Source organism: Nostoc sp. 'Peltigera membranacea cyanobiont' 213 (genome assembly GCF_002245975.1).
GTDB lineage: Bacteria > Cyanobacteriota > Cyanobacteriia > Cyanobacteriales > Nostocaceae > Nostoc.
On the sequence record NZ_NOLI01000032.1, the window covers coordinates 1 to 14,282 of the forward strand.

Annotated in this window: 11 protein-coding genes; 6 read left to right on the forward strand and 5 right to left on the reverse strand. The window is 40.6% G+C overall.

The genetic code is table 11. The features are described 5' to 3' along the window. Window positions 1-54: 54 nt before the first annotated feature. On the forward strand, window positions 55-594 hold the full coding sequence (gene yidD / locus CDG77_RS11575) for a membrane protein insertion efficiency factor YidD (RefSeq protein ID WP_094329519.1): 540 nt from the start codon (window positions 55-57) through the stop codon (window positions 592-594). A 93-nt stretch (window positions 595-687) separates the two neighbouring features. After that, a complete protein-coding gene (locus CDG77_RS11580) occupies window positions 688-1,704 on the forward strand; it encodes a sulfate/molybdate ABC transporter ATP-binding protein (RefSeq protein WP_094329520.1) in 1,017 nt (338 codons plus the stop codon). A 246-nt stretch (window positions 1,705-1,950) separates the two neighbouring features. Here CDG77_RS11580 and CDG77_RS11585 read toward each other — a convergent pair whose 3' ends face one another. Beyond that, a complete protein-coding gene (locus tag CDG77_RS11585) occupies window positions 1,951-2,460 on the reverse strand; it encodes a GNAT family N-acetyltransferase (protein WP_094329521.1) in 510 nt (169 codons plus the stop codon). Window positions 2,461-2,708: 248 nt separating this feature from the next. Here CDG77_RS11585 and nrdJ point away from each other — a divergent pair, with 248 nt between their 5' ends. Continuing rightward, complete coding sequence (gene nrdJ, locus CDG77_RS11590; RefSeq protein ID WP_094329522.1) at window positions 2,709-5,999, forward strand: ribonucleoside-triphosphate reductase, adenosylcobalamin-dependent; 3,291 nt, start codon at window positions 2,709-2,711, stop codon at window positions 5,997-5,999. Window positions 6,000-6,136: 137 nt separating this feature from the next. Continuing rightward, on the forward strand, window positions 6,137-7,150 hold the full coding sequence (locus tag CDG77_RS11595; RefSeq protein ID WP_094329523.1) for a zinc-dependent alcohol dehydrogenase family protein: 1,014 nt from the start codon (window positions 6,137-6,139) through the stop codon (window positions 7,148-7,150). Window positions 7,151-7,358: 208 nt separating this feature from the next. Here the strand turns inward: CDG77_RS11595 and CDG77_RS11600 are convergent, their stop codons facing one another. From CDG77_RS11600 to CDG77_RS11610, 3 genes are all read right to left on the reverse strand, one after another. Then, window positions 7,359-8,030, reverse strand: a complete 672-nt coding sequence (locus tag CDG77_RS11600; protein ID WP_094329524.1) for a glutathione S-transferase family protein — start codon at window positions 8,028-8,030, stop codon at window positions 7,359-7,361. 237 nt (window positions 8,031-8,267) lie between these two features. Next, on the reverse strand, window positions 8,268-9,395 hold the full coding sequence (locus tag CDG77_RS11605; protein ID WP_094329525.1) for an aryl-sulfate sulfotransferase: 1,128 nt from the start codon (window positions 9,393-9,395) through the stop codon (window positions 8,268-8,270). Window positions 9,396-9,413: 18 nt separating this feature from the next. Further along, window positions 9,414-10,451, reverse strand: a complete 1,038-nt coding sequence (locus CDG77_RS11610; protein WP_094329526.1) for an NADP(H)-dependent aldo-keto reductase — start codon at window positions 10,449-10,451, stop codon at window positions 9,414-9,416. A gap of 1,056 nt (window positions 10,452-11,507) precedes the next feature. Between CDG77_RS11610 and CDG77_RS11620 the strand changes: the two genes are divergently transcribed. Next, window positions 11,508-12,200: a peptidoglycan-binding protein gene (locus CDG77_RS11620; protein ID WP_094329527.1), complete on the forward strand. Its 693-nt coding sequence runs from the start codon at window positions 11,508-11,510 to the stop codon at window positions 12,198-12,200. Window positions 12,201-12,280: 80 nt separating this feature from the next. Here CDG77_RS11620 and CDG77_RS11625 read toward each other — a convergent pair whose 3' ends face one another. Beyond that, window positions 12,281-12,979 carry a TetR/AcrR family transcriptional regulator gene (locus tag CDG77_RS11625; RefSeq protein WP_094329528.1) on the reverse strand — a complete coding sequence of 233 codons (699 nt, stop codon included), beginning with the start codon at window positions 12,977-12,979 and terminating at the stop codon, window positions 12,281-12,283. Between the two features lie 326 nt (window positions 12,980-13,305). Here CDG77_RS11625 and CDG77_RS11630 point away from each other — a divergent pair, with 326 nt between their 5' ends. Continuing rightward, window positions 13,306-14,259 (forward strand): Rieske 2Fe-2S domain-containing protein, encoded by a 954-nt coding sequence (locus tag CDG77_RS11630; protein ID WP_094329529.1) that lies wholly within the window; start codon window positions 13,306-13,308, stop codon window positions 14,257-14,259. Window positions 14,260-14,282: the final 23 nt, after the last annotated feature.

The window sequence follows — 14,282 nt, forward strand, 5'->3', positions numbered from 1 at the left end:
GGGACTGGGTAATATTCTTCATTTTTCCCAATCCCCAATCCCCAATCCCCAAATATGCAGATTTCCTTGTTCGATTCTTTTACTAGACAAGTTAGTGCCGCCGCAATTAGCGGATATCAAAAGCACATTTCCCCACACAAAGGTTTTGCTTGCGCCCACAGAATACTATATGGTGGCGAATCTTGCTCTGGGTACTTCAAGCGGGTAATTGCTAAGGAAGGGTTACAAGTAGCCTTTGTCAATTCTCGTCAACGATTTCAAGCTTGTAAGCAAGCTAACCAAATTTTGCGTAGACGCGCAGCAGCTTGCCGCTACGTGTCTATGCAAATCGAGAATTCAGAAGAATCAACAGAGGAGGAAGCAGAAATGCAACAAAAGCAACAAGCATCTGGTAAAGTTGGTCAAAAATCCTCATTTATTAGCAGCAATAATACTGAATGTTTTGATTGTGCCAATTTGGGCTGCAATTGTGCCGAGATAGTTAGCATAACTCCTGATTGTGGTTTCCCCGATTGTAGTGCCCTAGATTGTGGTTCTCTAGATTGCAGTGGTGTTGATTGTAGCTTCCTCGATTGCGGTAGTTGTGGTAGCTAAATCTTGTTCATCTACAAATAACTATGTATGGTATATGTAAGACACGGTAATCCTAGCAAGGATATGTAGATTTAGTTCAGAGGTATAGCAGCAGTGGGCATAGTAGTTGAGAACGTCTCCAAACAATTCGGGAGTTTCAAGGCAGTTGATGAGGTTAGCCTAGAAATTAAGAGTGGTTCGCTAGTTGCGTTGCTAGGACCATCGGGATCGGGTAAATCTACGCTACTACGGTTAATTTCAGGTTTAGAAATGCCTGATAGTGGCAAAATCCTGCTTACTGGTAAAGACGCTACATACCAAAGCGTGCAACAGCGCAATATTGGGTTTGTGTTTCAGCACTATGCTCTATTTAAGCATTTGACCGTCAGGCAGAATATTGCCTTTGGCTTAGAAATTCGGAAGGCACAGCCAAAGAAGATTAAGGGAAAGGTAGAACAGTTACTAGAATTGGTGCAATTGACTGGATTAGGCGATCGCTATCCATCACAACTTTCTGGTGGTCAAAGACAACGGGTAGCACTAGCAAGGGCACTGGCAGTAGAACCTGAAGTATTATTGCTAGATGAACCTTTTGGCGCACTTGATGCTAAAGTCCGCAAAGACTTACGGGCATGGTTACGCCGCCTCCATGATGAGGTTCATGTTACCACGGTTTTCGTTACCCACGACCAAGAGGAAGCAATGGAAGTCTCCGATGAGGTTGTGGTCATGAATAAAGGGCGCGTGGAACAGGTGGGAACACCATCGGAAATTTATGATAATCCTGCCACTGCATTTGTGATGAGCTTTATTGGCCCGGTAAATGTATTACCCAGCACCTCGAAGATTTTTCAAGGTAGCAGATTTGATGCGCCACACCCACAAGTATTTTTGCGCCCGCAAGATGTGATTTTTGAAAAGGTTGCTAACGGTGCTACTACGCCTGCAACAGTCAGCCGATTAGTGCATTTGGGCTGGGAAATTCAGGTGGAATTAACTTTCGATGATGGACAAGTGGTGATGGCGCATTTAACACGCGATCGCTTTAATGATTTAGAGTTAGAAGCAAAACAGCGCGTATATGTGAAGCCCAAGGATGCCAAGTCTTTCCCAGTGTCTTATTCAATTTAGACTTTTGCCAGTTTCCCAATAGTCAAAACTCCTAGTTAATCGCTGCATAATTCAGCTATTTGCTAGGAGTTTTAATTTTACACAAATGGTAGGTTAAAAAATGTTTTATAAGCCTTCACCGGAGATAACGGACAGTAATAACCAAACGGGAGTTGACTGAAAATTTTTGTAGCGCGATCGCACCAGCATCTGCTTACCAAACTCACCCATCAGTTGCTGATAGTAAATATTGATGCGTAAATAATATTACACTCCCTCAAAAGTAGTTGGATAAACAACCTTACCTGTATACTTTTTTTCATAGCTTTGTAGTGCTTTAACCATAAAGACATCCTCTGGAACTGGAAAAGGAGAAGTGATTTCATAATTAACAGAAGCCTGAAAACCAAAGCGATTATAGAAGTGGGGATGACCAAGTACAATAACCACCGCTTCTTTCTTTGTATCTGCTATTTCCAACCCTGCTTGTACAAGTTTGCTGCCAATACCCTGTCTTTGAAACTGTGGATGAATTGCTAAAGGTGCTAGACCGATTACCTGTAGTTTTTCTTCACCCACCAAATCAATGTAGCTGAATAAAATATGACCAACTATAACATTTTCAACCTCTGCAACCAGAGAAAGTTCTGGAATGTAACGGTCATAATGGCGAATTTTCTCTACAAGTTTAGCCTCATTTTCTTGGCCAAAAGCTAATGTATTTACCTCAGCTATTACTGTGTAGTCTGGCAGAGTTTCACAACGAATATCGATCATTTTAAAATCAATTACTTGAAGAAGAATTCAAAAATCACAGTTACTTATATATTAATCTGTGTTAATTAAAACTCAATCCTGAGATACTACCCAAGGGTGAATGACATTATACATCATAAATTAATGTTGAAAATATTACGGCCTAGAGCTAGCGCAAAGTGGTAAATTTGACAATCTTTAATACTAAAACTACTTGGCGTATAGTCATAATCTGTCCGCACGCAACAAGAACGCAAGACACTTAATATATGGTTCGAGAGCTAGAAAAAAAACGCCAGAGTGCAAAGTTTCCCGAAACAGCACCGGCTGCTAATCCCGTATTTTTTAGAACCTATAGCCGCCGTACAAAGGCAGGACTAAGGGAAACATGGGATGAGGTATGCGATCGCACTCTCCTCGGCTTAGTCGAGTTAGGAAAGCTCACTCAAGAAGAAGCTGCCACACTGGATAAGATGCAGCGCAACCTGAAAGCTATGCCCAGTGGACGCTGGTTATGGGTTGGTGGCACAGACTGGATAACCAAGCCAAAGAACTTTTCCGGCGCTTATAATTGCACCTCCACCAATCTCGAAGACTGGAGTGCCTTCGGATTAATGATGGATTTGGCAATGATGGGCTGTGGTACTGGAGCCGTCCTAGAACCACAATTTATTAACCAGTTGCCCCCCATCCGTAATCAACTGAATATCACTGTAAAAGGTGAAATTGGCAGCACTCCTGTGCAACAGCGACGTGAATATACTCAAACTCATATAGAAGGCAATAATGTCACTATTCACGTTGGAGATAGCCGTGAAGGTTGGGTTGAATCATATCAAACCCTGTTAGAACTCTCCACTGACGAACAATTTTCAGCAGAAGTAAAAGTATTAGTTGATATCAGTGATGTTAGAAAAGCGGGAGAAACTCTCAACGGCTTTGGAGGAGTTGCTAATCCTGTAAAATTGCCTGTACTGTATCAGGGTTGTGCATCTATTCTCAATAAAGCTAGGGGAAGACAATTAAATTCAGTTGAATGCTGTCTATTAATTGACCAAGCCGCAGTAACAATTGTTGCAGGTAATATACGTAGAAGTGCGGGTATGCGTCAGTTTATTGCTGACGATCAACAAGGAGCCACTGCCAAAGATAACTTATGGCAGCAAGATGAAAGTGGCAATTGGCGAATCGATCCAGAGCGTGATGCACTTAGGATGGCAAACCATACCAGAGTTTTTCATCGTAAGCCAACCTTAGAAGAATGTCTGAATGCTGTCCGCAAACAGTATTATAGTGGCGAGGGAGCGATTCAATGGGCTGGTGAAGCCGTCGCGCGATCGAACATTGATTTGCTACCAACACAAGCTTTGAAAGTTGAGTTTTTACAAGCTTATGAACAAGGAACAGCAAAAGAGTGGTTAAAAGAACGCCATTCCAATCTTGATGCTAATGAGCTAGAACATCGTTTGCAGCGATATGCTTTAAATCCATGTGGTGAAATCATAGGCGCTAACTTCCATTGTGTGAGTGGCGATACTTTGCTCATCACTAGAGATGGAATACATAAAATCAAAGATGTTATCGGAAGTGAAATTGAGATTTGGAATGGTCAAAAATGGAGCCAAGTAACACCTTTTAAAACTGGTAGCGATACCTCCGGTGGGCTACGCCAACGCAAGCTGTATCGAGTCAAATTTGCAGATGGTACTTACTTAGATGCAACCGAATATCATCGCTTCTTTGTCAAAGACAGATTTGATAAAGAATACAAAGAAGTCCAAACAAAGGATTTGATGGATGTTAGTAGATATGCCATTCATACTGAGCCTTTTACTATTCAGCATGAAGATGGATTAAACATCGATCCAAATTATGCCTATACTTTGGGAATAGCTGTAGGAGATGGAACTACAGACCAAAATGGTAATGCCAAAGTTAGACTCTATAAACAGAAAGCAACTTTATCTGTAATCGGAAGTAAGTCTCCTGAAAGAAATTATGACTACTTACCGACTTTTACAGATGTAACAGACTTAGGTTTTTCTGGAGAATTTTTAAAGAGTTTAAAAACAAATCCAGAGTCACTGAATGTAATTGCTAGTTGGAATCGCCAAGCAATTCTGCACTTTATCGCTGGTTTAGCGGATACAGACGGCACAAATACACATAGCAATGGCATTAGGATTTACATCTCTGATTACGAACGTGCATATCGAGTGCAGTTATTACTAACTAAATGCGGTATCCGTTCTTCTTTAAATCTTTGCGCTCATAAAGGATCGGTAACTAATTATGGTGTTCGCAGCCAAGATTTGTATTACTTGCAAATTACTGACTGTAGACAAATTCCTTGCCAGCGTTTGGATGTAAGCAAAGGGTGTGATGCCAAACACAAAGGTAAATGGCAAATAGTTAGAGGTGTAGAAGAACTACCAGGTTTACACGATACTTATTGCTTCAATGAACCGGAATATCACAAAGGAGTATTTGGTAATACTTTAACCGGTAACTGCAATTTGTCAGAGGTTCACCTTAATCAAATAGATCCACGTAACTACAAAGAACAAGAAGAAGCTTTTACTGCTGGGGCGTTATCTGTAGCGGCACTTTTAAATCACAAATTCTTAGAACCACGCTATCAATACAGCCGTGAATTAGACCCAATTGTGGGAGTTTCCTTTACAGGTTTATTTGATTTCTTTGTCCATGCTTTTGGTGTTGATTGGCTGCGCTGGTGGGAAGCCGGAAGACCTGCAACTCCACAAGGATTGGCTTTCAAGCGTGAGGAAGAAAAATATCTCAGTTCTTGGAAAGATATTGTACATCGCGTGGTTTGGGATTATTGCGATCGCCATAATCTCAAACGTCCAAATCGCTGTACCACAGTCCAACCCAGTGGCACTAAGGCTTTGTTAACTAATGCTAGCTCAGGATGGCATCCCCCCAAAGCCCAAAGATTTATTCGCCGCATCACTTTCGGCAAAAATGATCCAGTAGCCTTAGCTTGTATTGACTACGGTTACAACGTCATTCCCTCGCAATCAGACAAAGATGAACAGGGCAATTTGCTCAACGATCCTTTTGATCCACGGGTGAGTGAATGGTTAGTAGAAATTCCGGTTTCTGTATCTTGGGCAGATTTACCAGGGGCTGATGAAATTGATGTTTCTAAGTTTTCAGTCTTAGCCCAATTTGATTTCGTCCTCCAGGTTCAACGCTGGTATGTGACTCACAATACATCAGCTACTTTGGAACTGCGTTCTGATGAAATCGAACCTTTGGCACAGAAAATCTACGAAACTATTCAGAGCGATCGCGGGTATATTTCAGCAGCCCTTTTAGCTCGTTTTGATGACCTGCAATCATTCCCACGTTTGCCATTTGAACCAATCGATAAACTAACCTACGAACGCTTGAATCAAGAAGTGAAATTACGGCGGAAAACTGATGATTTCTGTGCAGTCTTAAGCCGCTACGATTTAGGTGAAATGTCAGAAGCTGGCCCTAGTGGTTGTGATTCTGATAAATGTATGTTTCCCGATCGGGAACCAAGTTCGTAAGGTGAAATAACACCAACTTAGAGTAGGCACTATTTATCTATTAGAATAAACAGCAGTGGTTTTATATAATATTTAACCACTGCTTTTTTATTCCTTTCCCTTACCCCTTCCTCAGTCAATAGGGTTCAGTTAACACAATGAAAGCTTACGAAATTCAAAGTAACGGCGGGATTAATGCGATCGCATTAATCGATCGCGCTGAACCAAAACCAACTGCGGGACAAGTTCTTATTCAAGTCAAAGCAACATCCCTAAATTACCGCGATTTACTCGTCGCTGAGGGTGCTTACGGCGCTGGACAGAAATATCCGTTAATTCCCCTATCTGACGGTGCGGGGGAAGTTGTGGCGGTGGGGGAAGGTGTGAAAAGGGTGAAAATAGGCGATCGCGTTGCTGGTATTTTCTTTCAAAATTGGATTTATGGCTCTTTAACCAAAGAGAAAATGAAATCCGATCTCGGAGGTGGTATTGATGGAATGCTGGCTGAGTATGTCGTATTACACCAAGATGGTTTGGTAATATTGCCTGACTATCTATCCTACATTGAAGGGGCAACTTTACCCTGTGCAGCAGTCACAGCTTGGCACGCACTAGTGACAAAAGGCAATATTGGCGTAGGTGATAGTGTTTTATTACTCGGTACAGGGGGAGTTTCGATTTTTGCTCTCCAGTTCGCCAAGATACATGGTGCAAGAGCGATTATAACTTCTAGCAGTGATGAGAAATTGGCGCGAGCAAAACAGCTTGGTGCTGACGAAACAATCAACTACAAAACAACACCAGATTGGGAAAAGCAAGTTTACCAATTAACGAATCGCACAGGTGTAGATCGTGTAATTGAGGTAGGCGGTGCAGGTACCCTGCCAAAATCGCTACAAGCAGTCCGCATTGGGGGAGGTATTAGCTTGATTGGCGTATTATCAGGTAGAGGAAGTGAAATTGACCCTATGCCAATACTTTTTAAGAGTTTAACAGTTCAGGGCATTTATGTTGGCAGTCGGGAAATGTTTGAGGCGATGAATCAGGCTATGCAACAGCATCAAATTAAACCAATTATCGATCGAGTTTTTGGTTTTGCTGAGGCACGAGAAGCTTACAGCTATCTCAAAAGTGCGGCTCACTTTGGGAAAATCGTAATTGGTAATTCATAATTTTAAAGAGTTTAATCAATACTATTCGGTTAAGGCAAGAGACGCGATGAATCGCCGTCTCTACAATAATCAGTCTTTTGTAGAGACGGCGATTTATCGCGTCTTTACGATCTATAATTTCCATCAAAAAACATTAACCGAACCGTATTGAGTGTTTAATTCTATGTTCAAGTAAGAATTTAAACCCCACTTGAACATAGAATTACGTTTAAACAGCAGCGAGAGTAGGCGCAGCAAATTTAGCATATCGCTCTATGTAGAATTCCTTAGAGTGAGCGATCGCTTTCACAGATTCACGCTCTTTCAAAGCATGTTTCCACTGGCGTACACGGGTAAACTCTTCTGGTATCCCAAAACCACGATATTGCTTCAATGCAGCCCAGCGCTCAAACCAGGGAAAATAGGTGAAATCGACCAAACTGATAGATTCACCAAACCAGTAAGGGCCTTCCCCAGATAGTTTTGCCAAGCCTTCGTTTTCAATGAATTCCAGGTGTTTGGATAGTTCCTGTTTAGCTTCTTCTTGTTTTTGAGGATCTGAACTCCGCAGTAGGGTAGAAAAAGCGGGAACGAATCTGGTGTTAGCAAAATCAATCCAAATACGAGCCTGTGCCCTTGCAATGGGGCTGCTGGGTAACAGTGGTGGATTGGGAAATACCTCATCAAGATACTCGTTAATTACTGCTGATTCCCAAACTCGGTTATCGCCATGAGTTAGTGCAGGTACTTTACCATAAGGAGAAACTTTGGTAAAACCTTCAGGCTTATTCTGCAAATCAATCTCAATCAAATCGAAGTCAATGCCCTTCTCTTGGAGTACCAACCGGGTACGGTGAGCATAAGGACAAACAACCGCACTGTATACTTTGATTTGGGCCATGTTTAAGTTCCTTCGTAAATAGGACTTGTTAATCGGCATTGGGAATTGAATTTTCATCCAAAATCCCAAATCTTGAATTGTTAGTATTCTGAAGTCCAGTAGGATTTAGATGTGGCGAAAAACTTCAAACACTAACCAAACTTTGAATATGAGAAGTTCGTAGTAAGGACTTTAGTCCTTAATTTTCTAAGCACTGAAGTGCTTACTACAAACTCTCAAAACTAGCTTGAAAAAATACTAAAGCCAAGGTATCTCTTCAGGTGCATAACGAAAGGCGCGGAAAACTGTATTTTGCTCTCCACGAGTTACAGGCGATTTCTCACCTGGAATATTCCTAACTGCAAAGTGGGGATTAATGTATTCCCAAACAATCTCTCCTGCAACTGTCACCTCGAATATCCGGCCGTAAGCACCTTCTGTAATCAAGGTATTGCCATTCGCTAAACGTTGCGCTCCTGATATGTATGCACTAAAGAAGTTTTGAGGCGGGTTGTCGGTGTATTCCCAAACTATCTCTTTAGTTTGACGATTTACCTCAATCACACGGGAGAAATTAAGAGCAATGTTACGACGATGTGCGCCATTGTCGAAAATCAGGATATTACCGTTAGCTAGTTCGTTGGGAAAGTGCTGCTGTGCCAGTACGTCATCGCCCAACGTCCAAATAATTTCTCCGGTTTTGCGATCGATAATCACTACTGTGGAGATATTACGAAAGCTCACTATAATGTTGCCATCAGCGAGTTCCCCCACAGTATTCCCATGAGTCCATTCGTGTCGATGATCCTGGGGTGTAATGGTAAATATATCTGGATCGAGGTGTTCGTGAGCGTGCCAAGTCCAGACAATTTCACCTCCTGGAGTCACTTCATAAAGCACATCAGCATAGATATTCCCATCTGGTTCTGTACCTGCTACGCCGCCTTTGATGCGAGGAACTAACGACTGGGGTATCTTTTCAATGGCGAGTAAAATTGTGTTGCCATTGGCTAATCTGCGTCCATCGTGATGATGATCTGGATGCTTATATTCCCAAATAATATTTCCTTTGGAATCTGCCTCTAAAACAACACCACTTTTAAATGCAGCCCACAAAGCAAAACGTAGTGGTTCTTCTGGTGGAGTTTTACCATTATAAAAAAGGTTGCCATTAGGCAAGAGATAACCGTATAACCCTGGTGGATATGACAGATTCCACTGGTGTACTACTTCTCCTTCTAAATTCAGAAGGTAGACTTCACCTTTACCTGTTAGGGGTGTGAAAAGTGTATATCCTTTGAATGCTTTTTCGGGATTGTAAGCTTTTAAACCAGTACCTCGACGACGAATAGTATTCTGGTCAACTGATGTTGCTGTAAAAGTCATATTCTACCTACTTAACTATTATGGTGCTGGGTTTGGAGATTGAGCATGAACTATATCTAACTCTTCCAAAATGTCTTTATTGATAACTACATTTACACTTTCCAAATTTTCTTTGAGTTGTTCTAATGTCGTAGCACCAATAATTGTGCTAGACACAAACCAACGACTCCGCACGAATGCCAAAGCCAGATGTTCTGGACTTAGTTGATGGCGCTTGGCAATTTCTACATAAGCTGCTACGGCTTGACTGACTTTTGGTTTTAAGTAGCGCTGACCAAAATTTTCAAACAAAGTGACTCTTGCTTTCTCTGGTTTGCCGTTTAGGTATTTACCAGTCAAGAAGCCAAATGCTAAAGGACTATAAGCTAGTAACCCGATTTCTTCGTGATAAGCTGCTTCTGCTAAGGCTCCATCAAATACTCGATTCAGTAAGTTATAAGCATTTTGAATCGAGACAACTTTGGGCAATCCTAATTGTTTAGCAGCGTTACTAAATTGGGCAACTCCCCAAGGTGTCTCATTACTCAAACCGATATAGCGAATTTTTCCCGCCTTAATTACGTCGGCAAAAACTGCTAACTGTTCAGTTATAGGAACCGTTTCTCCCACTTGAGTTGGATCGAATACCGTTTGTCCAAACCGTGGCACATAGCGATCGGGCCAGTGGATTTGGTACAGATCGATATAATCTGTCTGTAATCTTTTTAAACTATCATCTACGGCTTGTTTGATATTATCACGGTCTATTGCTTTGGCTCCTCCACGCAACCATTTAAAGCCTCTTCCAGGGCCAGCAATTTTAGTAGCTATAATCAGTTGCTCTCTTTGTTGACGCTTTAACCATTCCCCAATGTACGTTTCAGTTAATCCATAAGTTTCGGCACTTGTTGGAACTGGGTACATCTCCGCGGCATCAATAAAGTTAACTCCCTGGGCAATAGAATAATCTAGCTGTTCGTGGGCTTCTTCAATAGTATTTTGCTGTCCATAAGTCATAGTACCTAGACATATTTCAGAAACTTTTAAGTCACTCTTGCCAAGTGAATTATACTTCATTTTTTGTAGTCATTTTAAGTTGGAGAATCAGATTTTTTTTTAAAAAATATCACAGGACGTTGTATTCCAAAGTGTATTAACTACCAATCATCGATAACATTTGCCCAATAAAAAACAGAAGGTAATTTCTTGATTTTAAAGACTGTAAAATTTGCATCACACTCGTTTTTAGGAGATGTTTCTCATAGAGATTTTGTTTACAACTCTCTTTTCATCACAACAACAATAGTTTGGCAATGAGCCAATATATAAAATCTCTATTTACATATATACACCACCATTCCGATAGATAAATCGTATTAAATAGGTATAGTTCTTTCTTATTACATAGATAAACTAGATAAGTAAGCTAGATTGAAGTAATATAAACTCTAAAAATGTAGCAAAAAATACTTGCTTTTTTAGTGTTTTTGTAAACTGACTATTTTAGCCTGAGCAATACTACTGTAAACCAATATGTTTACAGTAGTATATCAAGAATTCTTAAGATTTTTCTGAAATCGAACTCGCGCAAGGATGTGCTTGCAACCATCTTCATCCAATAGAAGAACGCCTAGCTCGTTTGCTTCTCACCGTTTCTGACGGTTTGCAAGCAGAAGATTTTCCGCTCACACAAGAATTTATCGCCTAGATGCTGGGTGTACAGCGCTCCGGGGTGACAGTAGCAGCTAGCACTCTGAGCCGAGCCGGAATGATTCGCTATCAGAGCGGTCAAATTAACATCCTGAAGCGAGAGGATTTATAAGCAACTTCTTGCGAGTGTTATCGAGTCATACAAAACGAATTTGCTCGGTTGCTGGGGAATCAGCCAAGGCGCGATCGCAGATGAATAAGCTATTTTCAGTTACTATGTCCGAAACCGGAATATAAAGGACTTTAGTTCAAGGCAGGCTAAGGTTCATCGAACTCAGGTTAATTTTATTTATTTTTTCTTAATTTCGCTACTAGTAAAAACCTTTTAAAAGGCTGCTGATATAAAATATACTAAGAATAAATACAGAGAACTACTAGGTTGTTCTCTGTGAGTAATCATTTTTTCATATAAAAGGGTGCATTATGGAATATCTTGCTTATTCTCACATGTTTATTGCTCAGGAAGAGGCATCTGGAAAGACAAAATATAATCCGCCTAAATCTCAATTAAATGCGGAAATACCTCTGAAATCTTCTGACATAGTTATTACTAAAAAACAGGCATCTGGAATCAGCAAGTCTAAATTTAATTGGCAAAAACTTCTTAAATCTTCAGCTTGGTTAGCTTTAGCTGGTGTTGGTGTATTACTTATTGTTGCTGCCCAAATTCAAGTCAGTTCGGCTGCTTATGTAAAGACTAATGGTAGCTGTTTACGTATCCGTACAGGCCCAAGCACTAACTACTCTTATGTGGATTGTGTATCAAATGGTGCAACCCTTCCCGCAATTGAAAGGTATGAAAATGGTTTTGCTAGGCTTACTACGGGTAGATACGTTTTTGCTCGATGGGTTGGTGATAAACCGAACAATCCTACTACAAGTAGTCCTATTGGTAGTCCTAGTGGTAGTCTTGGTGGCGTTGGGGGTTCAGTGACTCTTACTCCTGGTTCTAGAGGTCAGCTTGTGAGAGACGTTCAGACAGCTTTAGGTAATCTCAGGGTTGATGGAATTTACGGTCAAGAAACTGTTAACCAAGTCCGAAGCTTTCAAGCAAGTAAAGGTCTACTTGTAGATGGTGTAGTGGGCCCCGAAACTAGAGTAGCTCTAGGTATTTAGAAGTTAGGCAGAATTTCACTCGCAATTGCAATAATCGAACAGCGACAACAGCCAAAAAACTCAGTAATATTAAGAGTCTTTTACGTATCGTCGCTGTTCGTATTGCTCTCCTTTGATATATTGTTAACTTTGATTGCTTGCACACCAGCCAAAATGAAATTAACTGCTGCTTGAGTATGTTGCTCAATCATTTCTGGACTCAGCAGTTGCAAATCGGGTCTAGTATGTTTGATATTTTCATAGGCGTTGAAGTACATATTACAAACTCCAATAATATGCAGAGTGGTGAGAAATGGATCGATCTGACGGAAACAACCTTCCGCCATTCCTCGCTCTAAAATATTGATGAGATAGCTAAAATTTTCTTGCCAATTCCCCTGTTTGAAATACTTTCCCTGATTTTGGTTTGCTTCTTGAAACCAAAGCATTCCTCTGTGCGGGTGAGCAGCCTCGTAAGCGATCGCTCCCTTAACTAGTATCTTCAACGCCTCCTCTGGTGGGAACCGATCGAGATTTAGCTGCTCGAACCCTTCGTGCATCTCCACCGCCGGACGTTGCAGAACAGCTTGATATAGCCCTTCTTTACTCTGGAAGTAGTAGTAAATCATCGCTGTGGTGACACCTGCACCTCTAGCGATCGCCTCTGTCCGCGCCCCTTGAAGTCCATTTCTGGCAAACTCCACTTCCGCCGCATCGAGAATCTGCTTTTTCGTCGCCTCTGCATCGCGCACCTGACGCGGCTTTTTAGATGAGAATTTAGACTCCGTTGAACGACCCACGTTGCTCCATCATCATAACCAAAATATATTAACTAAAAAATTGGTTAGTAGTTGACATAGAAGATGAAATTTATTAAATTAATATTTACTAACTAAAAAATTAGTTAGTTGTCTGACTTATCCATGCAGTAGCCAAACTTAGCCGAGCTTATGCCTGGTACAGTCAGTTCGTCCATTGCAGACAAGACTTAAATTATCCCAATTTACATTCAGATGTAGGACAGGCGACACCAGCTTGTTTACAACTTTTAAGTTTCAATATTTCGTTACCTTTTGCTAACGCATCTAGCGAATTTTCAATAAATTATCAATATTTTGGAGGAAAAATGAAACCAATTTTACCTGGTGCGCCTTGGTTAATCGCGCACAAATCTACATTAGGAGTGAATAAACCTAATAAAATTACTTTAAACGGACAGGATTATGTTATTTGGCAAAACCAAAAAGGTGAATTTTTTGCCCTTGATAACATCTGCCCCCACATGCAAGCACCCTTATCAGATGGTTGGGTTTGTCAAGAGAGAGATACTATTACTTGCCCTTTTCATGCACTAGAATTTGATGGACAAGGCAGACTACAGCAAGGAGAAAAAAAGGATAATCAGCCTATTACCAAACCATTAGAGCTAATTATTAGCAATGATTGTCTCTGGACTTATGGCGGATTTGCACCAAAATTGCCCATCCCAGATTTGCATCAAAAAATTGTCGATGAATACGAGTTCCTGGGAGTAACTGGAGATAAAAGTATTCAGGGTGACTTTTTGAGCAACCTGATGGTTAATTATGATTATAACCATCAAAATGGAACTCACAAAGAACTATTTAAAATTAAATATTGTCATGTAAATTCTTTTGAAGAAAAAGGATACTATGCCACAATCAAACAAGATTTGAGGAGAGATGATAATACACTAGGAGAAATTATTAAAAACCCCGTTTTAGGCATTTTTCCTAAAAATCTCACTAACACACTCGAATACGCTTTTCCTTCAACTACTGCTTTTTTTACTAAAACGCCGATTGGTGATATTGCTCAAATTCATATTCTCTACCCGGAAACAGATAAAATCACCAAGACGTTTATTTTGATGTATGCCAAAGTAGTCAATCCTTTGATGAAATTTCTATTCAAAAATTCCGTTTTAAAAGTAGCCGCAACTGTGATTGAACAGGATACAGGTGCAGTTGAAAGTTTGTATCCTCGGCAAAAATCAAAAATTAGATTACCAAATGAAGAAATTATGTTCTACGCAGAAAAACTCTACCATGATTGGTAATTTTGATTTACAAAACCTAACTG

Coding starts and splice junctions, on each gene's coding strand:
- CDG77_RS11585 (WP_094329521.1), bottom strand. CDS start 2,460: ATGATCGATATTCGTTGTGAAACTCTGCCAGACTACACAGTAATAGCT.
- CDG77_RS11600 (WP_094329524.1), bottom strand. CDS start 8,030: ATGGCCCAAATCAAAGTATACAGTGCGGTTGTTTGTCCTTATGCTCAC.
- CDG77_RS11630 (WP_094329529.1), top strand. CDS start 13,306: ATGAAACCAATTTTACCTGGTGCGCCTTGGTTAATCGCGCACAAATCT.
- CDG77_RS11620 (WP_094329527.1), top strand. CDS start 11,508: ATGGAATATCTTGCTTATTCTCACATGTTTATTGCTCAGGAAGAGGCA.
- CDG77_RS11610 (WP_094329526.1), bottom strand. CDS start 10,451: ATGAAGTATAATTCACTTGGCAAGAGTGACTTAAAAGTTTCTGAAATA.
- CDG77_RS11605 (WP_094329525.1), bottom strand. CDS start 9,395: ATGACTTTTACAGCAACATCAGTTGACCAGAATACTATTCGTCGTCGA.
- nrdJ (WP_094329522.1), top strand. CDS start 2,709: ATGGTTCGAGAGCTAGAAAAAAAACGCCAGAGTGCAAAGTTTCCCGAA.
- yidD (WP_094329519.1), top strand. CDS start 55: ATGCAGATTTCCTTGTTCGATTCTTTTACTAGACAAGTTAGTGCCGCC.
- CDG77_RS11595 (WP_094329523.1), top strand. CDS start 6,137: ATGAAAGCTTACGAAATTCAAAGTAACGGCGGGATTAATGCGATCGCA.